Below are 20,199 nucleotides of genomic sequence, written 5' to 3'. Positions count from 1 at the left end.
GTTGCGGATAACCTTCGCCGACGGCCACTTGCTTTAGGCTCTTGGAATCGACTTGCATCAGGTGGAGTTCGCAACGCGCGGGCTCCCGGGACATGGGGTTCGGTGAACGGGAATGAGCTTGGCAACTCTTTTGAGCGGCGGATCGGGCTATGACAAGCCAACGCACCCACTCACGCATCATGAAATCCTCGGCCTGATCGCGCCGTTCACGCGGCGCGAGCGCCACGTCGATCTCGGTGCCAGCGACCGCCTCAATCGCCGCCTGGTGTTCAAGCCGATCGACCACAGCGGCGACGGCGAGCCGGAGGTGGCCGACGTCCGCGAGACACTGCTGCTGGAGAACCCGCGCACCGGCCTGTATCGCCTGACCCGCACGCTGACGCGGCGCTGCGGCCTGCATGCCACGCTCACCACCGAAGGCGCCGACCCCGGCGAATTGCTGGAGCGGATCGAGACGGTGCCGCCGCGGCGGCATTTCCGTCGCAACGGCGACACCGTGATCGCGCAAAGTTATCGGCTTGCTCCGAGCGACCCGGCCGCGGCGCACGGCGCCGAGACACTCAACCTGATGCTGACCCGCGGCGAGGCCGAGGTCGAGTGCCTGACGGTGATCCTGCATGCCCCGAGCGTGAAGGGCTATCCGGCCGACATCGACCTGGTGCCGAAGAGTCCCGGGGTGGAATTGCCGGAAGATCTGCTCGCGGTGATGGGCTGGGCCTGGGGTCCGCTGCGCAAGACCCAGCTCGGCTGGAACGGCAAGCTCAAGGTGCGCGGCCACGAGCCGCATCTCAGCGAAAAAGCCGAAGCCAGGCTGCAGCGCACCGTCGCGCATCTGAGCAAGATCCTGGCGCATCCGCCCTGCGCCTTCCACGATACGCTGCGCCGCGCGCGCTGGGGCGTGACGCTGCGCCGCGCGATTCCGCTGCTGTTCTTCGCCGCATTGATCGGCGGTGCCGCCGGGCTCACCTTTGTGGAGATCCCGAAGGACTCCATCATCAACCTGTTGATCATGGGATCGCCGCCGCTGCTGCTGATGCTCGCCTTCGGCATGCGCGACACCCCGCCGCTGGAAATCCCGCCGCTGCCGCGGCGCTCCAAGGCCGCGGCCTGGATGCCGGCGCGGCCCGCCGCGCCACAGCCAGCGGCCATGCCGGCGCCGCAGCCCGCGCCCGCGTCGCAGCCCATGCCCGCGCCGCCGCTCGTCGCATCCGCGCCGGCCGTGGTCCCGGCCGCCGCAACGCCACTGCCGGACAATCAGTCCACCGAACCGAAGGTGATGCTCGATGCTCAGTAATCCGATGAACATTCCTCCGATCTCGATTGCCGGCGCCAAGGCGGCCCTGGTGGAGCAATATGGCGATCCCATCTTGCGACGCCGCGCCTCGATGCTGTGGGGCACCCGCGGGGTCGGAAAATCGTCCATCGTGCGGCAGGTCGCCGAGCATTTCGGGATTCCGCTGGTCGATCTTAGGCTGACCACGATCGAGCCGGTCGATATCCGCGGCGCGATCTATGCCGACGACACGCTCGCCAAGACGGTGTGGTTTCCGCCGGAATTTCTGCCCTCGCCGGATCAGCACGACGGCATCCTGTTCCTCGACGAACTCACCGCCGCCGATCAGCGGCTGCAGATCTCGGCCTATTCGCTGATCCTCGACCGCCGCGTCGGCAACTACCAACTGCCGGACGGCTGGCAGGTGGTCGCCGCCGGCAACGCCTCGTTCCACGGCGCGATCAGCCACGACATGGGCACGGCGCTCGCCGACCGCATGTTCCACTTCAATGTGCAGACCGTGATCGACGCCTTCCTGGCCCACGCGCTGGAGCGCAACTTCGCGCCCGAGGTGATGGCCTATCTGAAGATCCGCCCGGACAAGCTCGACGACACCCAGGCGCAGCTCGCCGGCGAGCATCTGATCGGCGCGTCTCCACGCGGCTGGGAGGATATCTCCAACGTGCTGAAGTCCAGCCTGTCGGACGGCGCCAAGCGGGTGTTCGTGCAGGGCCGCATCGGCGCCGCGAATGCGGCCGAGTTTTTCGGGGTGTTGCGCGAAATCCAGGCCGGCACCGACGTGATCAAGCTGCTCGCGGCGCGTCCGGGTCCGGAGACCGCGGCGCTGTTTCCAAAGAGCCTCGACGGCCTCTACGGCATGACCTACGGCCTGCTCGCCGCCTGCGTCGACGGCCGGACGCTGGCCCGCGCGCTGGAGATCGTCGAGCAGCTGCCGGACATCCGCGGCGTGCCGCTGCCGATCCGCGAGATCCAGACCCTGGCAATGGAGCTTCTGATGCAGCGGGCGCTGTCCAGCGGGCTCGAGGCCGCGATCCTGGAGAGCCCGTCCTATCATCGCTACGACGAGCATCGTCGGGAAAGCCAGCATGCCTGACCTCAGCGTGCTGTATCAGCACCGCGGCACCCGCGCGGTCCAGCGCATGGTGGAGTTCGCGCCCTCCACCGGCGGGCTGGCGCTGTGGGTCAATCATCACGACCTGCCGGTCGACACCGAGGCGCCGGCGGTGATGACCGACGGCAACACCGTGTTCTACGGCGTCGAGTTCGAGGTGATGCCGCTCGAAGACCAGGTCGGGCTGGTGGCGCACGAGGTGCTGCACATCGCGTTGCGGCATCCGCAGCGCTTCCTCGACCTGCGCCGCCAGATCGGCGACGTCGACCTGCAGCTGTTCAACATCTGCGCCGACGCCATCGTCAATTCCACGCTCGGCCACCTGACATGGCTGCGGCTGCCGGCGTCGTCGGTGTATCTCGACCAACTGCTCGGCCGGGTGCTGCAGCAGAAGCTCGACGTCGAAGCGGCGCTGTTGGAGTGGGACGTCGAGAAGCTGTATCGCGCGATCGACGATCGTCCCGAGCAGCAGCAGAACGGCCGGCAGCAGAAGCCCGGCAGCCGCAGCCAGTCCGGCGGCGAGGCCTCCGAGGGCGGCGCGCAGGGCGACGGCGCGCCGAAATCGGACGGGACGCAAGAACGCCCGAGCTCGCGCCAGGACGGCCCGAAATCCTCCAAGGTGCGCGAACTCGGCGGCCAGACCCAGCAGGACCTGGCGCCGAGCGAAGAGGCGCAGGGCGCGCCGGAGGCCGAGGCCGAGCAGGCGCGGGAATGGAGCGAGCGGATCCTGCGCGGCCACGCCGGCGACGGCGCGTTCTCGATGCTGCGCACGCTGATCGCCGACCTGGCGAAGACCCGCACCCCGTGGGAGCAGATGCTGCGCACCCAGCTGGCGCGGGCGCTGGCGCGCAAGCCGGACATCTCCTGGTCGCGGCCGTCGCGTTCCTACATCGCCAATCAGGGCCGCGCCGGCCCGAATCGCCGGTTGCCGTTCGAGCCGGGCTTCAGCCCGACCAAGAACGTGCCGCGGCTGGCGGTGATCGTCGACGTCTCCGGCTCGATTGCCGACGACCTGATGGAGCGGTTCGCCCGCGAGATCGAATCGATCAGCCGCCGCCAGGAGGCCGGCTCGATCCTGATCATCGGCGACGACAAGGTGCGCAGCGTGACGCTGTTCGAGCCGGGCAAGATCAACCTGCGCGACATCGCCTTCACCGGCGGCGGCGGCACCGATTTCACCCCGCTGCTCGAAGAAGCCGGCAAGCACCGCCCGGACATCGCCGTGGTGCTGACCGATCTCGAAGGCCCGGCGAATCTCCGGCCGCGCTTCCCGGTGATCTGGGCGGTGCCCGAGGCCTATGCGGCGGCGGTGCAGCCGTTCGGACGCAAACTCACTTTGAGCTAAATCGCGGGCCAGCATGAGCACGCGCTGCCGAATGGCTGCGGCGGCGTCGGCAATCTGTGCGAGCGGCCCTGGCAACATTATTACTGCATCACGCCATCCTTTGGTGGGATTGTTGCGTCGGCCGAGGCTTGATACCCCAACGGTAGATGGAACCTTCACAACAACGGATTTGCCATGCCGAGCCATGATTCCCGGGTGATGTCTGCCGCGCTTCGCTCCAAGATCATGTCCGCCGAAGACGCCGCAGCGCTGGTGAAGCACGGCGAAAATGTCGGGATGAGCGGTTTTACCGGCTCCGGATACCCCAAGGAGATCCCGCTGGCGCTGGCGCGTCATATCGAAGCCGCGCATGGCCGCGGCGAGCCGTTCCGCATCGGGGTCTGGACCGGCGCCTCGACGGCGCCCGAACTCGACGGCGCGCTCGCCAAGGTCGACGGCATCGAATTGCGGCTGCCGTACCAGTCCGATCCGGTGACCCGCGAACGCATCAATGCCGGCTCGATGGACTATATCGACATCCATCTCAGCCATGTCGCGCAGTTCGTCTGGTTCGGCTTCCTCGGCCATCTCGACGTCGCCGTCGTCGAAGTCGCCGCGATCCTGCCGGACGGCAGCCTGGTGCCGACCACCTCGGTCGGCAACAACAAGACCTGGCTCGACCGCGCCGACCGCATCATCCTGGAGGTCAATTCCTGGCATAATCCGGCGCTGCAGGGCATGCACGACATCTACTACGGCACCCAGCTGCCGCCCTATCGGCAGCCGATTCCGATCGTGACGCCGGGCGACCGCATCGGCGACACCACCTTCCGCTGCGATCCCAACAAGGTGATCGCGGTGGTGGAGACCCACGCGCCGGACCGCAACAACACCTTCACGCCGCCGGACGCCACCTCGCAGGCGATCGCCGGCCATATCCTGGAATTCCTCGGCCACGAGGTGCGCCGCGGCCGGTTGCCGCCGGAACTGCTGCCGCTGCAATCCGGCGTCGGCAACGTCGCCAATGCGGTGATGGCCGGGCTGGAGAGCGGCCCGTTCGAGCAGCTCACGGCCTATACCGAGGTGCTGCAGGACGGCATGCTCGACCTGATCCGCTCCGGCAAGATGACCTTCGCCTCGGCCACCGCGCTGTCGTTCAGCGCCGAAAAGGCCGAGCTGTTCAACCGCGACACCGCCATGCACAAGAACCGCGTGGTGCTGCGGCCGCAGGAAATCTCCAACCATCCGGAGGTGATTCGACGGCTCGGCGTGATCTCGATGAACGGCATGATCGAGGCCGACATCTACGGCAACGTCAATTCCACCCATATCCGCGGCAGCCGGATCATGAACGGCATCGGCGGCTCCGGCGACTTCGCCCGCAACGCCTATCTGTCGATCTTCATGACGCCGTCGACCGCCAAGAACGGCACGCTGTCGTCGATCGTGCCGATGGCGACGCATGTCGATCACACCGAGCACGACGTGCAGATCCTGGTCACCGAGCAGGGGCTGGCCGATCTGCGCGGCCTGGCGCCGCGGCAGCGCGCCAAGGTGATCATCGAAAACACCGCGCATCCGACTTTCAAGCCGGTGCTGCAGGACTATTTCGACCGGGCGCGCCGCGGCTCGACCGGCCAGCACACCCCGCACCTGCTCGACGAGGCGCTGCGCGCGATCCATCCGGTGAGCTGACCGCGGATCGCGGCTTCGGCGCGCGACTTCGGCGCGGACTTGGGCGCGCGACGATTCGCATGCCAGACTTTGGGCGTCATTGCGGTTATGCTGCGCCGATCCGCCGATTGCGCGTGATCGGCCAGCAAGGACGCCGTCGATGAGCGACACCACACCAAAGCCGCAGGCGGAGCAGCCGCGGGTCGAGCCGGAGATCATTCCGCCGGGAGCGGCCTACGATCCGGCGCGCAACCGCGGCTTCTTCAACGAGAGCCTCAGCGAGCGGATCTACGTCACCAAGATCGGCCCGCTCGGCATGATCGGCCTGGTGCTGACCATCGGGGTGGTGTTCGCGGTGGTCCTGGTGCTGCTGCTCGGCGCTTTCCTGCTGTGGATCCCGATCGTCGGGCTGTTGATCGGCGCCGGCCTAGTCGCCGGCATCCTGCGGCCCTATCTGCGCCGGCGCGGGTAGCGGCGCGCGCGAGATGTGTAGGGTGGGCAAAGGCGCACTTGCGCCGTGCCCACCAACACCCATTCGACGCGTTGCGGTGGGCACGCTTCGCTTTGCCCACCCTACGAATTGCTACGAATTGCAAGTACGCGTTCTGCCGCGCCTTCAACCAACAAACAGAGTCATTCCGGGGCGCGAGCAGCTTTAGCCGCAAGCAAACCCGGAATCTCGCAAGCTGGGGCGGCTTCCCACGCCGCGGCAAGATTCCGGGTTCGCTCGGGCTGGCGCCCTCGCGCCCCGGAATGACAGCCGCACCCTATGCGACGGCGCGCGCTACTTCTTCGCGCCGAACGCCTGCAGCGCGGCGGCCAGCTCGGGATGCGTCGTGGCGTAGTCGGCGACCGCAATGCCTGAGGCGATGGCGTCCCAGGCCTGGCGGATCGAGGCGGCGCCGGCCGCCGGGCCCATCGGATGGCCGAACACGCCGCGGCCCGGCACGAAGCCGAAATCAATGCTTCCGACCTTGCGGTAGACGCCTTCCAGCGTCGCCGCCGAATCGCTGCCGCCCGGCACCGGCAGGCACGGCTTGATCGGCCCCATCGGCTCCAGGCAAGCGCGCACGCAGTCCAGCACCTCGTGCTCCGGCGTCATCATCCGCGGGCCGAAGCCCGGCATGATCACCACGTCGAAGCCGGCCAAGCGCTGCAGCTTGGTGAACACCCTTGAGTGGATGCCGTAGGCGGCGAGCCGGCTGAACGCCGCGATGAACGGAAAATGCGCGATCAGCGGCACGGAAGCGTGCTTGCGCAACATCCGCACCGCCGAGAGCCCGACCGGCATGGCGTTGACCAGCAGCGCGTTGGCGCCGTGCTCGACCGCGAGATCGTGCAGCGGAACGAGCCGGTCGACCTCGTCGGTGATGTTGGCGAGATAGATTTTTCGCACGCCGGTCTCACGCTCGGCGCGGCGGCGCGCGTCGCCGAGTGCCGCGGCGCGCTCGGCCAGCGGGCACCAGTCGACGTCGGCCAGCATCTCGTCGTCCTTGGCGATGTCGAGCCCGCCTATCCAGCTCTGATAGCCGAGCTCGGCAAAGGGTGCAGCCGGCAGCCCGATATTCGGCTTGATGACGCCGAAGAAGATCGGCCGCTCGAACGCCTGCAGCTGTTCGCGCAGACCCTGCACGCCGAATTGCGGGCCCTGGAACGCGGCCAGATAACAGTCCGGAAAACGGATGTCCTCGAGCCGGATCAGCGGAATCCCGGGCGAGAAGAACACGCCCTCGCCGCACACCGCCGACAACAAATTGGGCAATTTGGTGCCGAAATTGCCGTGCGGATGCGCGATGGTGACGCGCACCGCGTGCACCGGGCCGGTCGCAGCACACTCCACCGCGATGCTGAATCCGGTCGGCTGCGGCGTGGCCTCCAGCGCCAGCACCTTGGCGGCGAAGCGCGGCCGAAAATCCTCGTCGACGCCGACGCGGCGCCACTGCGCGGTGGATTGCTCGCTGCACAGATGCGCCGCCGCCTCGCGCGGATCGCCGGCGCATTCGAAGCTGAAATCGAGTTCGATGTAGTCGTCGAGGTTGAGCGCGCTGCGCTCGGCGTAGAAGCCCGCGATATCGTCCGGCGTCATGAGTCAGTCCGTTCCGAGCAGTTGCAGTTCGATGCCGCGGCGCTCGCGCGGGCCGTCGAGCTCGATGAAGAAGATCGACTGCCAGCCGCCCAACACCAGCGCGCCGGCGGCGACCGGAATGGTTTCCGACGAATTCATGAACAGGCCCAACAGATGCGAATGCGCGTTGTCGCGGCCGTCGATCGGATCGAGATTGTGCAGGTAGTCGCCGTCGCGCGGCACCAGCCGCTTGAGATAAGTGATCATGTCGCGCTCGAGCTGCGCCTCGCGCTCGTTGACGTTGATCCGCGCGGTGGTGTGCAGCGAACTCACGGTGACGAGGCCGTCCTTGATCCCGGTCGATGTGACCCAGCCGCGGACCTGATCGGTGACGTCGATGATCTGGATCGGCGCGGTGGTTTCGAGCTCAATCCGATGTCGCAGGATTTTCATGAGATCACCCGGGAGGTGCGAGCCATCCCTGCCCGCCGCGCGGGTCTATCCGCCTGTTTCCCGAAAAAATCAACCGCTACGGCGGGTTACGCCAGCCCGGCGAGCACCGCGCGCACCGCACTGCGGGACGGCCTCAGCTTGAATTTGCCGCCGCGGCCGGTGAGAATGATTTTACCGTTCGAGCCCGGAGCGTCGATGTCCCTTCGTATCAGGACCCTGTCCGCGACGCTATTGCTGGCGGTCGCCTGGTCGTGGCCGGCTCAGGCCGAGGGCATCGATACCGAGCATCTGTTCGGTTTTCTTTGAAACTCGCGGATCAAAATACCGTTTCTGTGCTATCATTGCTGCAACGCATGAGGATCTGGCATGAATGCGATTGACCTGATCATTACGGTCTGCGCGGTGCTGTCGCCGGCGACCTGCGAAGAGACCCGGCTGGCGTATTCCGAAAGCGTGTCGCTGCAGCAATGCGTGATGGGCGCGCCGCCCTACATCGCCCAATGGGTCGGCGAGCATCCGAAATGGACCGCGGTGCGCTGGCGTTGCGAACTTCCGCACAGCCGGGCGTGAGCGCCTGAATTCAAAGCCCCATCACCGCGTGTCCCGGACGCGGTGCAGCGCTCTGCGCTGCGCCGCGAGCCGGGACCGTTTCAGATGCTGCGTTCCGTAACGGCCCCGGCTCTGCAGCGCACCGCTCCGCGGTGCGCTGCGTCCGGGGCACATTTCTTATTGTTGGGCAGTTAGTCGCGTCGACGCGCGGCTATTTGTTGCACTGAACCAGATCCTTGTCGGCGATCGAAAACACCGCGTCGGGCCGGATCTCGATGCCGTGCACCAGGCATTGCCGGCCGTCGGGATAGCCGACCCTGGCGTCGTAATGCCCGGGCTGCACGTCGGTGATCTTCAGCCGCTCGTCGTGATCGACCTCTTTGTCCTTGTCGTTCAGCGTCTGGTTGGCGCCGAACGCGTCCTTGCCGGCGGGCGACAGCTGGAAGCTGGAGATGGTCTCGGCGGTCAGATTCCACAGCCGGATGCCTTTGCCCTTGCTTTGCGCAGACGCTGCCAGCGAACCCGACAGCACAGCCGCGGCGGCGAGAACGGCGATGGTTGCAAGGCGCGGCATGAAATCCTCCCCAAGGTCGTTGCTGTTGCCGCCGACTACACGTCAGCGCCGCGGCGCCGTCAATCGCGACGGCGCAGCAAAATCTGCCGGCGGGCCAATGCCGCCGCCGAGCCGCGCGATCTCTGCACTGATCGCGGCGATGTCGGTTGCGCTGCGTGCCGCGCGCGGGACGCTGATCGGAACTTCGGCGAGAATTCGCGCCGGGCGCTCCGACAACAGCACGATGCGGTCGGCGAGCTTTGCTGCGTCGTCGATGCTGTGGGTGACCAAGAGCGTCGTCACCGGCCGGCTATCGACCAGGGTGGCGATCTCGTCGCGCAGCCGCGCCGCGAGCGCGGCATCGAGCGACACCAAGGGCTCGTCGAGGATCAGTACGTCAGGCTTGATCGCGAAGGCGCGGGCCAGCGCCACCCGCCGCGCCAGGCCGAGCGACAATTCGCCCGGGAAGTGATGACGGTGTGCGCTGAGTTCGAGCGTGACGAATAGTTTCGCCAGCGTGGCCTCGTCGGCGTCAGGTGCGAGCAGCCGGATGTTGTCTTCGACCGAGCGCCACGGCAGCAGCCGCGGCTCCTGAAACACCATGCCGATCCGCGCGGCGGGCGGCAGCGCGACGCGGCCTTGAACGTCGCGGTCGAGCCCGGCAATGATCCGCAGCAGCGTGGTCTTGCCGCAGCCGCTCGGTCCGACCACCGCGCCGACCTCGCCGGCGCTGAGCCGAAACGTCAGCGCGCCCAGCACGTCGAAGCGTTCGCCGGCGGCATTGGTCAGTTGTTTGCCCGCGATGGCAACCTCAAGCATGGCGCCGCCAGCGCGACGCGCGCCGTTCGAACGGCTGCACCAGCAGCGTCTCGATCGCTTGCACCAAGGCGGCGAAGCTCAGCGCATAGGCGAGGATCCGGGCGATATCGAACAATTGGAACGCAGTGCCGATCTCGAAGCCGACGCCGTTCGGCCGGCCCAACAGTTCGGCGACCAGCACGATCTTCCACACCAGCGACAGCCCGGAGCGCGCCGCCGCGGCGATGAAAGGTGCTAACTGCGGCAGCACCACATGGCGGAACGCGCGCCAGCGCGGCATCGCATAGACCCGCGCCATCTCGTCGAGCGCGGGATCGAGCGCGCGGGTGCCCTCGCGGATCGTCACCACGGCGTTGGGCAGCTTGTTGATCGCGATCGCCGCGATCGCTGCGGTCTCGGTCAGCCCGGCCCAGATATAGGCCAGCACGATCACCACCAGCGCCGGCAGGTTCAGCAGCAGGATCAGCCAGGGATCGCCGAAGCGGTCGGCGGCGCGGACGCGGCCCATCAGATAGCCGAGCGCGGTGCCGAGCGACATCGCCAGCGCGAAGGCCAGCGCCACCCGCAACAGCGTCACCCCGAGATTGAAGAGCAGCGCACCGCTGCGGGCTTCCGCGACGATCGCGGTGAGCACGGTGAGCGGCGACGGCAGCAGCGTCTCACCGGCCAACAGCGAGCCGACCCACCAGCTGGCGAGGAACGTGGCGAACGACCAAAGCCTCAGCATGGCGGCGTCCCCTCAGCCGCCGGGCAGGCCGCGATAATAGGTGCCGGGGTCGAGTTCGGCGGCAGGTCCCACGATCTCGGCGCCGCCGGTGGCGGCCAGCACCCGATACAGCGCCCGGGCGTCGGCCTCCTCATCGGCGATCGGCCGGCGCGGGATGCCCTCGCGGTAGCGATCGCGATAGGCGCGCAGCGTCGCCGCGTCCGGCGCGCCGGTGAGCGGGGCGATGGCGTCCCAGGCTTGGTCGGAGCTGGCCAGAATCTCCTTGGCGGCGCGGCTCATCGCGATGAAGCGGGCGACGGCGTCGCCATGCGCCGCGGCGAAGCCCTCGTCGAACACATAGCCGATCATCGCCACCCGGCCCTTGGCGCCGAGCCGCGGCAGCAGCTCTTCGATCCCGACCAGGCGGCGGAAGCCCTTGGCTTCGAGTGCTGCGCAGAAATTCCAGTAGTTCAGCGTGGCGTCCATTTCGCCGCTGAGCGTCTTTTGCGCCAGCAGCGGCGGCGCCCCGTAGGCGATGCTGGCCTGCGAGCGCAGATCGATGCCGTCCTGTTTCGCCGCGGCCTGCAGCAGCAGCCAGCTCTTGTCGATCGGCCCCCCGGCCACCGCGAGCTTGCGGCCCTTGAGGTCGGCGAGCGTGGTGATCGGCGAGGCCGAAGGCACCATCACCGCGCCGACCGCGCTGGAATAGGGATAGAACAACAGCCTGGCGCCGAGCCCGCGCTCGCGCGACACCCACAGCCAGTCGGTGACGATGACGTCGGCGGAGCCGCCGCGCAGCGCAATCTTGCCGGCCTCCGGGCTCGCCAGTTCAGTGACTTCAAGATCGAGCCCGGCGTCGCGATCGAGGCCGCGGTCGCGGATTACTTTCAGCTCCCAGGACACCGTGCCGGTCTTCTGCACCGCAAGGCGGATGGTATCGGCGGCGTGCGCCGCCGCGCTGGCGCTGAGCAGCAGCCCGGCCAGCAGGATGCGTGCGAACATCATGATGTGCCTCCCAAGGTGTCACGTTAGTTTCTTGTTGGGCGAGCCGTGTTGCGGTGCGAAAGCGCGCGCTGCAACGAAACCTTTGCCCGCCGGCTTGTTGTTCGTATGGTAGCACGGTCTTAAGATCGCGCGTGATCCCGAAGCCGGCTGGCGTTTTCCGCAGAAGATCATGCGCCAACGAGAAATGAAAGCAGGAGGACCTTATGAGGGCGGCAGAGTCGATGCGACGCGTTGTCGGCGCAGTGATCGTGCTCGGCGCCATGACGGCGGCGAGCTATGCCGACGATGTCAATGATTTCCCGACCGCGGCGCGCGCCGACTATGTGTTCGGCTGCATGAAGGCCAATGGCGAAACACGGCAAGCGCTCGACCAGTGCTCCTGCTCGGTCGACGTCGTCGCCTCGCTGCTGCCTTATGACCGCTACGTCACCGCCGAGACCGTGCTCAGCATGGCGCAGGTGCCCGGCACGCTCGGCGGCCAGTTCCGCTCCTCCGAACAGGCCACCGCCGCGCTCAACGAACTCCGCCGCGCCCAGGCCGAAGCCGAGGTGCGGTGTTTTTGAGAAGGCGATCCGGAAGCGGGCGGCTTGCCAAACACGCCTCACTAATTGTGATTTCCAGCGCATAAAAAGGCGGTCATTCCGGGGCGCGAGCCGCGTCAGCGGCGCGCGAACCCGGAATCTTGCGACGGGAATAGCGCCGTGCCCGCAGCGAGATTCCGGGCTCGCTCGAGCTTCGCTCTCGCGCCCCGGAATGACAATCTTATTGGGCCGGGCGCCGGGTTATTGGGTCGGGCGCCGCAACGCGCCAGTTAGGCCGGTCATGCGCCGGAAATCGCAAGCAACCGCGCTCACATCCCCGACGTCTCCGCCTTCCACTCGCCCTGGAAGACGTGGCCTTCGGTGTCCTTGGCCTCGATCCGGAATTGCTTGCCGCCGGTCGGCACGTAGCTGAACTGGAAATTCGGGTTTTCCGAAATCGAGATGCCGCCTTCCATGGAGAGCACCGGGGCGTCGTCGAGCCAGACCTGCATCTCGTTGACGAAGAACGCCGGGGTGTAGGCCCGGGTCAGCTGATCCATCTGCAGCCCGGAATTGTTGGGATGGCCGATCATGATCTGCGCCTCGCGGGCGCCGCTGCTGTGGCCGTCGCCGGCCTTGGCGAATTGCCGGAACCGGATCTGCCCGAGATTGTTGCGGGCTTCGACCGCGTCCTTGGCGGCCGGCACCGAGCAGCCGCCCGAGGCCTTGACGAAGGTCTTCACCATGTAGAGCTGGCCGTCGCTGAGCTCGGCGATGGCATGGACGTCGGTGTAGGAATTGACCCGCACCCGGGTGGAAATTTCCGACACCCCGGCGTCGCGGCCGAGTTCGAACCGCGCCGCCAGCGGCGACGGATTCTGGTCGATCACCAAAGTGATGGCGCTGACTTTTCGCGCGTCGCCGGGCGGCAGCTTAAGCCGCAGCGTCACCGGCACGATCGCCGCATCCTCGGCGCGGCCGGGCATCTCGATCGCCAGCACGCCATTGCCGTCCTGCATCGCCCGGCCTTTGAAGATTTCCTGCTGCAGGCTCGGCCACGGATCGTAGGGCGCCGGCGCATCGGCGCGCGCCGCCGAGGCGGCTCCTTGCAGCATCGCGACCCCCGCGATCAGGCTCAGCAAGCGGTTCGCCAGCATGCGCTCCTCCTCTCGATCTGCCATCCGCGCGCTCAAGCTACGCGATGCGCGGTGCTATTCCCATTCAATTTCAGAGTATGCTGCAGTTGCGTTGCGGGCGTTGTAGTCGTCGAACATCTGCCAGCGCGGGCGCTCCGACGCCGCCGCGGTGTCGGCCGCCTCCGACAATTTCGCGCCGCGGGCGATCATCGCGCGTGTATCATTGCTGAGTGTTTGCAAGTAGCGCCGCTGCGCGGCGAAGGCCTGATGCGGTTCGGCGACCGGGCCGTGGCCGGGAACCAGACGTTGCGCGGGGATCTTGTCGAGCTGCTCGAGCACCGCGAGCAATCCCTTCAGGCTGCCGTCGATCACGGGAATGTGCGTCACGAACGAAAGGTCGCCGGCGAACAGCGTGGCGGTGGTTTCGTCGAACACCGTCAGGTCGCAGTCGCTATGCGCGACCGGCCAGGCCGCCAGTGTTAGTTTGCGGCCGCCGAGGTCGAGCGTCATGGTCTGATCGACCAGCAGGGTCGGCGGAATGATCCTGACTTCGTCGATCAGTTCATCGCCCAACAGCCGGCGAAACGCCTCGAGATAATAGGGGCCGCGCAGCTTCAGCGCCGCCGGCAATCGATGGTGACCGACGAACGTGGCGCCGTCGGCGACGAATGCTGCGTTGCCGAAGACGTGATCGGGATGGCCGTGGGTGTTGATCACGTAGCGGATCGGCGTGTCGGTCCGCGCCCGGATCGCGGCGCGCAGCCTTCGGCCTTCGCGGACGCTGCCGCCGCTATCGATCACCGCGACGGCGTCGTTGCCGACGACGAAACCGAGATTGCCGATGCCGCCGTCATTGTCCTTCCGCATCAACGCGATGGCGCCGATATGAACGAACACGCCCGGCGCCACTTCGTCGACCGGCAGCGGCGCGGACAGCGGCTCTGCCTGACATTGCAGCGCAGCGAGACCTGCCCATACTAATAGAGTGGTCAGCAGGCGGCGAACACGCATGGGCGATCGACCTGTTAGTAGTTCCGGAGAATGCTGCAGTGCATCTGCCTATCAGGGAATGATTATTATTTTTGTTGCACGCTGCGAGAGGCCAGAATAGCATTTACCTGCATCCGACACCAACCATGGCCTCGGGACACGCGAAAGCCGGGACGGGCGGAAGCTGAGGCGGCGAGGAGCGGTCTTTCGACAAGAGCGCGCCATCCCTGATCGCCTCGATCTGAGAGTGCGACTGATCGTTTCGACGAACGCGTTTCGACCGACGACGTGAGGGATCTTCGACTTCTGCAGGCGAAGCTGGATTGGCAGCCGTCTTGAGCCGCAACGGATAAGACGCCGAATCAAGTGCTGCGAATGAGGTTGCTGCAGGATCGCGTAGTTCGCGACCGACGTCCGCTTATGACGGGGTGATGCTGGGCGCGTCACCTCGAGTGGTGCTTGCTGCAACCGGACTTAGCCAATCGACGCCAAGCCTTCAATCGACTGCCTGGATCGACTGCCTGGATCGACCGCCTAAATCGACTGTCAAAATCGACCGCCGCCAAGAGCAGCCGACTGCGACAGCCCGAGCTGACGGGTTCGATCGTACATTTCGCAAGACGACATAAGCGCTTCGATCCGGGCCGCGGATCGAGCCGCAGGATCTCCAAGACGTCATAAAATAAAGACGTCATAAAATACAAACGCTGCGACAAGGGGCCGATAACAGGCTTCGCTGCAAAGACACCAAGACCAAGAAACCAAAAAGACCAAAAAAGACCAAGACGACCTAAAAACTTCACATGGGAGGATTCGAGATGCACAAGGTGCTATTCGCCGCCTGTTTTAGTGCTGCGGCGGTTATGGCCTCGGGCGGTGCCCAGGCCAATGACGAACTCATCAAGATGCAGCAGAACCCGAAGGACTGGGTGATCCCGGCCGGGAACTACGCCAGTACGCGCTATTCGACGCTGAAGCAGATCACCGCCGACAACGTCGCCAAGTTGCAGGTGGCCTGGACGTTCTCGACCGGCGTGCTGCGCGGCCACGAGGGCGGCCCGCTGATCATCGGCAACATGATGTACGTCCACACCCCGTTCCCCAACAAGGTCTACGCGCTCGACCTCAACGACGAGAACAAGATCGTCTGGAAGTACGAGCCGAAGCAGGATCCCAACGTCATTCCGGTGATGTGCTGCGACACCGTGAATCGCGGCGTCGCCTATGGCGACGGCAAGATCTTCCTGCATCAGGCCGACACCACGCTGGTGGCGCTCGATGCCAAGACCGGCAAGGTGGCGTGGTCGGTCCAAAACGGCGATCCGACCAAGGGCGGCACCGGCACTTCGGCGCCGCTGGTGATCAAGGACAAGGTGCTGATCGGCATCTCGGGGGGCGAATTCGGCGTGCAGTGCCACATGACCGCCTACGACACCAAGACCGGCAAGCAGGTCTGGCGGGCGTTCTCCGAAGGCCCGGACGATCAGATCATGTTCGATCCGGAAAAGACCACCGTGCTCGGCAAGCCGGTCGGCAAGGACTCCAGCCTGAAGACCTGGCAGGGCGATCAGTGGAAGGTCGGCGGCGGCTGCACCTGGGGCTGGACCTCCTACGATCCCGAGCTGAACCTGGTGTATTACGGCTCCGGCAATCCCTCGACCTGGAACCCGAAGCAGCGGCCCGGCGACAACAAATGGTCGATGACCATTTTCGCCCGCGATCCCGATACCGGGATGGCGAAGTGGGCCTACCAGATGACGCCGCACGACGAGTGGGACTATGACGGCGTCAACGAGATGATCCTCAGCGATCAACAGGTCAACGGCCAGAACCGCAAGCTGTTGACGCATTTCGACCGCAACGGTCTCGCCTACACCATGGACCGCACCAACGGCGAACTGCTGGTGGCCGAAAAGTACGACCCGAAGGTGAACTGGACCTCCGGCGTCGACATGGACAAGGCCTCGCCGACCTATGGCCGGCCCAAGGTGGTCGATCAGTACTCGACCGACAAGCAGGGCGAAGACTTCAACAACAAGGGGATCTGCCCGGCCGCGCTCGGCACCAAGGATCAGCAGCCGGCGGCCTATTCGCCGGACACCCAGCTGTTCTACGTGCCGACCAACCACGTCTGCATGGACTACGAGCCGTTCAAGGTGAGCTACACCGCCGGCCAGCCCTATGTCGGGGCGACGCTGTCGATGTATCCGCCTCCCGGCGACACCCATATGGGCAATTTCATCGCCTGGGACAACAAGACCGGCAAGATCGTGTGGTCGAACAAGGAGCAGTTCTCGGTGTGGTCGGGTGCGCTCGCGACCGCCGGCGGCGTGGTGTTCTACGGCACGCTGGAAGGCTACCTCAAGGCGGTCGACGCCAAGACCGGCAAGGAGCTCTACAAGTTCAAGACTCCCTCCGGCATCATCGGCAATGTCACCACCTATGAGCACGGCGGCCGGCAATATATCGCGATCCTGTCCGGCGTCGGCGGTTGGGCCGGGATCGGTCTGGCGGCGGGTCTGACCGATCCGACCGCGGGTCTCGGCGCGGTCGGCGGCTATGCCTCGCTGAACAACTACACCGCGCTCGGCGGCGCCCTGACGGTGTTCGCGTTGCCGCAGTAGCGCTCCAAAACCGCATCCCGGCGTGGGGACTTGCTCCTCGCGCCGGGATGATCGTTGCGGGCCCAGCGGGCCCGCCGGCCGAGCGCCGCCGCGAGCGGCGATGCGGCGGCCACTCGGCTACGACCAAAAAAGCTCCACAAGAAACGTCAACATTCGGAAACGTCGGAGAGAACCCCTTGCGTATGATGCATTTCGGTTTGGCTGCGATCGGGATCGTGGCGTGTGCGGGTCTCGCTTTCGCGGAGGACGCCGCTTCCCCCAGCAACGAAGCGACCACGGTCGGCAAGGTGTCGACGCCGCCGCCCGAGCCCACCCCGATCAAGTCGACGGACGGCAAATATCTCGACAAGGAAGGCAATCCGACGTTCAACATCACCGCGGACGGCACCGTCGACTGGTTCACCTATTCGGGATTCCGGCACTATCATTCGGAGTGTCACGTCTGCCACGGCCCCTATGGCGAGGGCTCGAGCTACGCGCCGGCGCTGAAGGACTCGGTCAAGGACATGAGCTACGGCGATTTCCTCACCACCGTCGCCAACGGCCGCAAGAACGTCACTTCCTCCACCGAGAACGTGATGCCGGCGTTCGGCCACAACCTGAACGTCGCCTGCCACATCGACGATCTCTACATCTATCTGCGCGCGCGCTCCACCGGCGCGCTCGGCCGGGTGCGGCCGGCGAATCATGAGGGCAAGCCGGTCGCCGCGGCGCTACAGGAAAACTCATGCATGGATCAGCGTTGAGCGGGCGCGGCGGGCCGGCCCGGCGCTGCGGTCATGGCGGGCGCGGGGGTTCGATCAACGAGGCAACGGCGATGATGAGATTGAAGCCCGACGGCTGGCGCGCCCGCGCCGCCGCCCTGGCCTGCGCCACGCTGCTGATCGGCAGCAGCGCCCAGGCGCAAGTCCAAGCGCAAGTCCAAGTGCAAGCCCCGGCTCAAGTCCAGGCTCAAGCCCCGGCGCCGCCGCCGGACTCTGCGGATCTGTCGATCGAGCTGATCGATCCCAAGGTGCTGCGGGTCTGCGCCGACCCCCGCAATCTGCCGTTCTCCAACGACAAGGGCGAGGGCTTCGAGAACAGAATCGCTGAGTTGTTCGCCGCCAAGCTGCATAAATCGCTCGACTATGTGTTCTTTCCGCAGGCCACCGGCTTCGTGCGGATGACGCTCGCCGCGCATCGCTGCGACGTGATCATGGGCTTCCCGCAGGGCGACGACTTGGCGCAAGGCACCAATCCGTATTACCGCACGGCCTATGCGCTGGTGGCGAAGCCCGGGACCGAGCTCGACCAGGTCACCACGCTCGACGACCCGCGGCTCAAGGGCAAGCACATCGGCATCGTCGCCGGCACCCCGCCCGCGACCAACATGGCGGTCAACGGCATGATGGCGACCGCCAAGCCGTATCCCTTGATGATCGACACCAGGGTGGATTCCTCCGCCGCGGCGATGATCGGCGACATCAAATCCGGCGAGATCGACGCCGGCATCCTGTGGGGACCGATGGCCGGCTACTACGCCAAGGAGGCCAACCCGCCGCTGCACGTCACGCCGCTGGTCAAGGAAACCCGGGGTCCGCAGCTCGCCTACCGGATCGGCATGGGGGTGCGCGCCGCCGACCAGAACTGGAAACGGCAGCTCAACCGCTTGATCCAGGACAGCCAGCCGGAGATCAACAACATCCTGCTGGAATTCGGCGTGCCGCTGTTGGATGAGAACAACCGGCCGCTCGGCGCCGCAACCGCCGCGAAGCAGCCGTGATGAAGCGGCTGCTCTCCGGCCTGTGGCTGCTGCTGGCGCTGACGGCGCCGGCTGCGGCGGAAGACGGCGCCGCCGCGCCGCCGGAGCCCTCCGGCTATCGCATGGAGGAATATCGCGCGCCGGTGCCGGCAACGCTGCAAGGCGCCCGCGTGCTGTCGACCGCGGAGGCACAGGCGCTGTGGCGCGCAGGCGAAGCCGCGTTCATCGACGCCATGCCGCGGCCGCCGAAGCCCGCCAACCTGCCGGAGGGCACGGTGTGGCGCGACCGGCCGCGGCTCGACATTCCCGGCAGCCTGTGGCTGCCCGACACCGGCTACGGCGCGCTCGCATCAACGATGGAGGACTATCTGCGCGAGGGCCTGCAACGCGCCACCGGCGGCAATCGCGCGCGGCTGGTGGTGTTCTATTGTCAGGCGAATTGCTGGATGTCGTGGAACGCGGCAAAGCGCGCGCTCGGCTACGGCTACAGCAACGTCGCCTGGTATCCCGAGGGCACCGACGGCTGGCAGGCCGCTCACCTGCCGCTGTTGGAGGCCGAGCCGATGCCGCGGATGCAGCAGCCGGCGCCGGCGCAATAACGCTGCTGCTGACGCAATACGTAACCGACGCCATCAAAGTTTGCAGCCTCCGCTGGGTGCAGCCCTCGCTAACTCCCAGGCTGTCATTCCGGGGTTCGAGCAGCGAAGCTGCGAGAGGACCCGGAATCTTGCTACGGGGCAGTGGATGAAAAAGCTCGCTGGTAATTCAAGCTCGAAGTTAATCGAAGCGGCGCGGCATCGGCCCCTCTCCCCGCTTGCGGGGAGAGGGTGGCGTGACAAGCGAAGCTTGGCACGCCGGGTGAAGGGGCGCCGCGTTTTGCCGAGGCGCCCCCTCACCCGACCCGGCTTCGCTGCGCTCCGCCGGGTCGACCTCTCCCCGCAAGCGGGGAGAGGTGAGTCAGTGCCCGTGATCAAGCTGCGCGCTCAATGTACCCTTAGCCGGCAAGTAGGACATGGCCGCGGTTTCGTCCGCGAGCTACTCCATCTCCTGCTGGATCACCCGGGCCAGCGCGAACAGCCGGCGGTCGATCGCCACCGGGACTTCGCAAACGAAGCTGACGACGCGGCGGCGATCGTCGAAGATTCTGGTCTGCCACACCAGCTGATTGCCGAGCTGCTCGATCTTGCCGGCATCCGGCGGCGTGGCGCCCTGCAGCGCCTGCAACGCCAGCGTATCGGCGCGAATCCGCTCCGCGGCGGCGCGCTGCTTGCGGGTGACGCGCTCCAGCCCTTTCAGCACCGAGCCGCGCTCGGCATTCAGGGTGTCGAACAGTCCTGCGAAAATCAACGTCCCGGTGGCGGTTTTGTCGGCGCCGGCTTGCTTGAGAAAATCCGCGACCAGCTTTTCGGCTTCGTCCATCGGCGTGCGCCGCGGCGCCAGCCGCGCCACCAGCGCGCTGATCTTGGCGTTGTCCTTCCATTTGCCGCTGGCCTCGTCGAGCGGCGGCCCGGTCCACACCGCGCTCAGCGAAATCTCCGGCACCTTGGCCTGCACGCAGGGCCAATCCGGATAGCGCGGATCGACGGCGTGTGCGGCGTCGATCGCGCCCGCGAGCATCATCAAGGCCGACATCA

21 protein-coding genes are annotated in these 20,199 nt (G+C 66.4%); 12 read left to right on the top strand and 9 right to left on the bottom strand.

The features are described 5' to 3' along the window. The first annotated feature begins 112 nt into the window (after positions 1-112). The 5 genes from HNR60_RS01720 to HNR60_RS01700 all read left to right on the top strand — a co-directional run bounded on the left by HNR60_RS01720 (position 113) and on the right by HNR60_RS01700 (position 5,875). Entirely contained in the window at positions 113-1,294 is a 1,182-nt protein-coding gene (locus HNR60_RS01720) for a hypothetical protein (RefSeq protein WP_184253568.1), read from the top strand. Beyond that, a complete protein-coding gene (locus HNR60_RS01715; protein WP_184253565.1) occupies positions 1,284-2,387 on the top strand; it encodes an AAA family ATPase in 1,104 nt (367 codons plus the stop codon). The genes HNR60_RS01720 and HNR60_RS01715 overlap by 11 nt, the downstream gene beginning before the upstream one ends. Then, the gene (locus HNR60_RS01710; protein WP_184253563.1) at positions 2,380-3,750 is read left to right on the top strand and encodes a DUF2201 family putative metallopeptidase; all 1,371 of its coding nucleotides are present in this window, start codon (positions 2,380-2,382) and stop codon (positions 3,748-3,750) included. Before HNR60_RS01715 ends, HNR60_RS01710 begins: the two co-directional genes overlap by 8 nt. Positions 3,751-3,924: 174 nt before the next feature. Beyond that, a complete protein-coding gene (gene scpC, locus HNR60_RS01705) occupies positions 3,925-5,424 on the top strand; it encodes a succinyl-CoA:acetate CoA-transferase ScpC (RefSeq protein ID WP_184253561.1) in 1,500 nt (499 codons plus the stop codon). 139 nt (positions 5,425-5,563) lie between these two features. Next, positions 5,564-5,875, top strand: coding sequence for a hypothetical protein (locus HNR60_RS01700; RefSeq protein WP_184253559.1), 312 nt, complete (start codon positions 5,564-5,566; stop codon positions 5,873-5,875). A gap of 312 nt (positions 5,876-6,187) precedes the next feature. Here the strand turns inward: HNR60_RS01700 and HNR60_RS01695 are convergent, their stop codons facing one another. Together HNR60_RS01695 and HNR60_RS01690 are read right to left on the bottom strand one after the other, a co-directional pair. Further along, positions 6,188-7,489, bottom strand: a complete 1,302-nt coding sequence (locus HNR60_RS01695; RefSeq protein WP_184253557.1) for a RuBisCO large subunit C-terminal-like domain-containing protein — start codon at positions 7,487-7,489, stop codon at positions 6,188-6,190. 3 nt (positions 7,490-7,492) lie between these two features. Next, positions 7,493-7,921 (bottom strand): secondary thiamine-phosphate synthase enzyme YjbQ, encoded by a 429-nt coding sequence (locus HNR60_RS01690; protein WP_184253555.1) that lies wholly within the window; start codon positions 7,919-7,921, stop codon positions 7,493-7,495. Here HNR60_RS01690 and HNR60_RS01685 point away from each other — a divergent pair. Continuing rightward, complete coding sequence (locus HNR60_RS01685; RefSeq protein ID WP_184253554.1) at positions 7,904-8,227, top strand: hypothetical protein; 324 nt, start codon at positions 7,904-7,906, stop codon at positions 8,225-8,227. The genes HNR60_RS01690 and HNR60_RS01685 overlap by 18 nt on opposite strands. A gap of 60 nt (positions 8,228-8,287) precedes the next feature. Then, positions 8,288-8,491, top strand: coding sequence for a hypothetical protein (locus tag HNR60_RS01680; protein ID WP_184253552.1), 204 nt, complete (start codon positions 8,288-8,290; stop codon positions 8,489-8,491). 190 nt (positions 8,492-8,681) lie between these two features. Here HNR60_RS01680 and HNR60_RS01675 read toward each other — a convergent pair whose 3' ends face one another. Genes HNR60_RS01675 through HNR60_RS01660 form a run of 4 tightly spaced genes read right to left on the bottom strand, consistent with a single transcriptional unit; the run spans position 8,682 to position 11,550 of the window. Beyond that, the gene (locus HNR60_RS01675; protein ID WP_184253550.1) at positions 8,682-9,044 is read right to left on the bottom strand and encodes a hypothetical protein; all 363 of its coding nucleotides are present in this window, start codon (positions 9,042-9,044) and stop codon (positions 8,682-8,684) included. A gap of 42 nt (positions 9,045-9,086) precedes the next feature. Further along, positions 9,087-9,842, bottom strand: coding sequence for an ABC transporter ATP-binding protein (locus tag HNR60_RS01670; protein ID WP_184253548.1), 756 nt, complete (start codon positions 9,840-9,842; stop codon positions 9,087-9,089). Next, on the bottom strand, positions 9,835-10,569 hold the full coding sequence (locus HNR60_RS01665) for an ABC transporter permease (protein WP_184253546.1): 735 nt from the start codon (positions 10,567-10,569) through the stop codon (positions 9,835-9,837). The genes HNR60_RS01670 and HNR60_RS01665 overlap by 8 nt, the downstream gene beginning before the upstream one ends. A 12-nt stretch (positions 10,570-10,581) precedes the next feature. Next, positions 10,582-11,550: an ABC transporter substrate-binding protein gene (locus HNR60_RS01660; protein WP_184253686.1), complete on the bottom strand. Its 969-nt coding sequence runs from the start codon at positions 11,548-11,550 to the stop codon at positions 10,582-10,584. A 263-nt stretch (positions 11,551-11,813) separates the two neighbouring features. Here HNR60_RS01660 and HNR60_RS01655 point away from each other — a divergent pair, with 263 nt between their 5' ends. After that, positions 11,814-12,116 (top strand): hypothetical protein, encoded by a 303-nt coding sequence (locus HNR60_RS01655; protein WP_430694858.1) that lies wholly within the window; start codon positions 11,814-11,816, stop codon positions 12,114-12,116. Between the two features lie 287 nt (positions 12,117-12,403). On the opposite strand, the gene HNR60_RS01650 is transcribed toward HNR60_RS01655, so the two are convergent. Next, positions 12,404-13,231 carry a quinoprotein dehydrogenase-associated SoxYZ-like carrier gene (locus HNR60_RS01650; protein ID WP_184253543.1) on the bottom strand — a complete coding sequence of 276 codons (828 nt, stop codon included), beginning with the start codon at positions 13,229-13,231 and terminating at the stop codon, positions 12,404-12,406. 54 nt (positions 13,232-13,285) lie between these two features. Next, on the bottom strand, positions 13,286-14,221 hold the full coding sequence (locus HNR60_RS01645) for a quinoprotein relay system zinc metallohydrolase 2 (protein WP_184253541.1): 936 nt from the start codon (positions 14,219-14,221) through the stop codon (positions 13,286-13,288). A 797-nt stretch (positions 14,222-15,018) separates the two neighbouring features. Here HNR60_RS01645 and xoxF5 point away from each other — a divergent pair. From xoxF5 to HNR60_RS01625, 4 genes are all read left to right on the top strand, one after another. Next, entirely contained in the window at positions 15,019-16,824 is a 1,806-nt protein-coding gene (gene xoxF5, locus HNR60_RS01640; RefSeq protein ID WP_184253539.1) for a lanthanide-dependent methanol dehydrogenase XoxF5, read from the top strand. 176 nt (positions 16,825-17,000) lie between these two features. Further along, positions 17,001-17,570, top strand: a complete 570-nt coding sequence (locus HNR60_RS01635) for a c-type cytochrome, methanol metabolism-related (RefSeq protein WP_430694853.1) — start codon at positions 17,001-17,003, stop codon at positions 17,568-17,570. Between the two features lie 74 nt (positions 17,571-17,644). Next, positions 17,645-18,586 carry a substrate-binding domain-containing protein gene (locus HNR60_RS01630; protein ID WP_184253682.1) on the top strand — a complete coding sequence of 314 codons (942 nt, stop codon included), beginning with the start codon at positions 17,645-17,647 and terminating at the stop codon, positions 18,584-18,586. Continuing rightward, positions 18,586-19,164: a PQQ-dependent catabolism-associated CXXCW motif protein gene (locus HNR60_RS01625; RefSeq protein ID WP_184253537.1), complete on the top strand. Its 579-nt coding sequence runs from the start codon at positions 18,586-18,588 to the stop codon at positions 19,162-19,164. The genes HNR60_RS01630 and HNR60_RS01625 overlap by 1 nt, the downstream gene beginning before the upstream one ends. A gap of 436 nt (positions 19,165-19,600) precedes the next feature. On the opposite strand, the gene HNR60_RS01620 is transcribed toward HNR60_RS01625, so the two are convergent. After that, positions 19,601-20,197 (bottom strand): hypothetical protein, encoded by a 597-nt coding sequence (locus HNR60_RS01620; protein WP_184253680.1) that lies wholly within the window; start codon positions 20,195-20,197, stop codon positions 19,601-19,603. Positions 20,198-20,199: the final 2 nt, after the last annotated feature.

This window comes from Rhodopseudomonas rhenobacensis, from assembly GCF_014203125.1.
GTDB lineage: Bacteria > Pseudomonadota > Alphaproteobacteria > Rhizobiales > Xanthobacteraceae > Rhodopseudomonas_A > Rhodopseudomonas_A rhenobacensis.
Note: the sequence above shows the minus strand (reverse complement) of the source record. Positions and strands in the feature narration are given on the sequence as shown.

What these genes read in the sequence shown, in the direction of transcription:
- HNR60_RS01720 (WP_184253568.1), top strand. Translation starts at nt 113, where the DNA reads ATGAGCTTGGCAACTCTTTTGAGCGGCGGATCGGGCTATGACAAGCCA.
- HNR60_RS01715 (WP_184253565.1), top strand. Translation starts at nt 1,284, where the DNA reads ATGCTCAGTAATCCGATGAACATTCCTCCGATCTCGATTGCCGGCGCC.
- HNR60_RS01710 (WP_184253563.1), top strand. Translation starts at nt 2,380, where the DNA reads ATGCCTGACCTCAGCGTGCTGTATCAGCACCGCGGCACCCGCGCGGTC.
- scpC (WP_184253561.1), top strand. Translation starts at nt 3,925, where the DNA reads ATGCCGAGCCATGATTCCCGGGTGATGTCTGCCGCGCTTCGCTCCAAG.
- HNR60_RS01700 (WP_184253559.1), top strand. Translation starts at nt 5,564, where the DNA reads ATGAGCGACACCACACCAAAGCCGCAGGCGGAGCAGCCGCGGGTCGAG.
- HNR60_RS01695 (WP_184253557.1), bottom strand. Translation starts at nt 7,489, where the DNA reads ATGACGCCGGACGATATCGCGGGCTTCTACGCCGAGCGCAGCGCGCTC.
- HNR60_RS01685 (WP_184253554.1), top strand. Translation starts at nt 7,904, where the DNA reads ATGTCGCAGGATTTTCATGAGATCACCCGGGAGGTGCGAGCCATCCCT.
- HNR60_RS01690 (WP_184253555.1), bottom strand. Translation starts at nt 7,921, where the DNA reads ATGAAAATCCTGCGACATCGGATTGAGCTCGAAACCACCGCGCCGATC.
- HNR60_RS01680 (WP_184253552.1), top strand. Translation starts at nt 8,288, where the DNA reads ATGAATGCGATTGACCTGATCATTACGGTCTGCGCGGTGCTGTCGCCG.
- HNR60_RS01675 (WP_184253550.1), bottom strand. Translation starts at nt 9,044, where the DNA reads ATGCCGCGCCTTGCAACCATCGCCGTTCTCGCCGCCGCGGCTGTGCTG.
- HNR60_RS01670 (WP_184253548.1), bottom strand. Translation starts at nt 9,842, where the DNA reads ATGCTTGAGGTTGCCATCGCGGGCAAACAACTGACCAATGCCGCCGGC.
- HNR60_RS01665 (WP_184253546.1), bottom strand. Translation starts at nt 10,569, where the DNA reads ATGCTGAGGCTTTGGTCGTTCGCCACGTTCCTCGCCAGCTGGTGGGTC.
- HNR60_RS01660 (WP_184253686.1), bottom strand. Translation starts at nt 11,550, where the DNA reads ATGTTCGCACGCATCCTGCTGGCCGGGCTGCTGCTCAGCGCCAGCGCG.
- HNR60_RS01655 (WP_430694858.1), top strand. Translation starts at nt 11,814, where the DNA reads ATGACGGCGGCGAGCTATGCCGACGATGTCAATGATTTCCCGACCGCG.
- HNR60_RS01650 (WP_184253543.1), bottom strand. Translation starts at nt 13,231, where the DNA reads ATGCTGGCGAACCGCTTGCTGAGCCTGATCGCGGGGGTCGCGATGCTG.
- HNR60_RS01645 (WP_184253541.1), bottom strand. Translation starts at nt 14,221, where the DNA reads ATGCGTGTTCGCCGCCTGCTGACCACTCTATTAGTATGGGCAGGTCTC.
- xoxF5 (WP_184253539.1), top strand. Translation starts at nt 15,019, where the DNA reads ATGCACAAGGTGCTATTCGCCGCCTGTTTTAGTGCTGCGGCGGTTATG.
- HNR60_RS01630 (WP_184253682.1), top strand. Translation starts at nt 17,645, where the DNA reads ATGAGATTGAAGCCCGACGGCTGGCGCGCCCGCGCCGCCGCCCTGGCC.
- HNR60_RS01625 (WP_184253537.1), top strand. Translation starts at nt 18,586, where the DNA reads ATGAAGCGGCTGCTCTCCGGCCTGTGGCTGCTGCTGGCGCTGACGGCG.
- HNR60_RS01620 (WP_184253680.1), bottom strand. Translation starts at nt 20,197, where the DNA reads ATGTCGGCCTTGATGATGCTCGCGGGCGCGATCGACGCCGCACACGCC.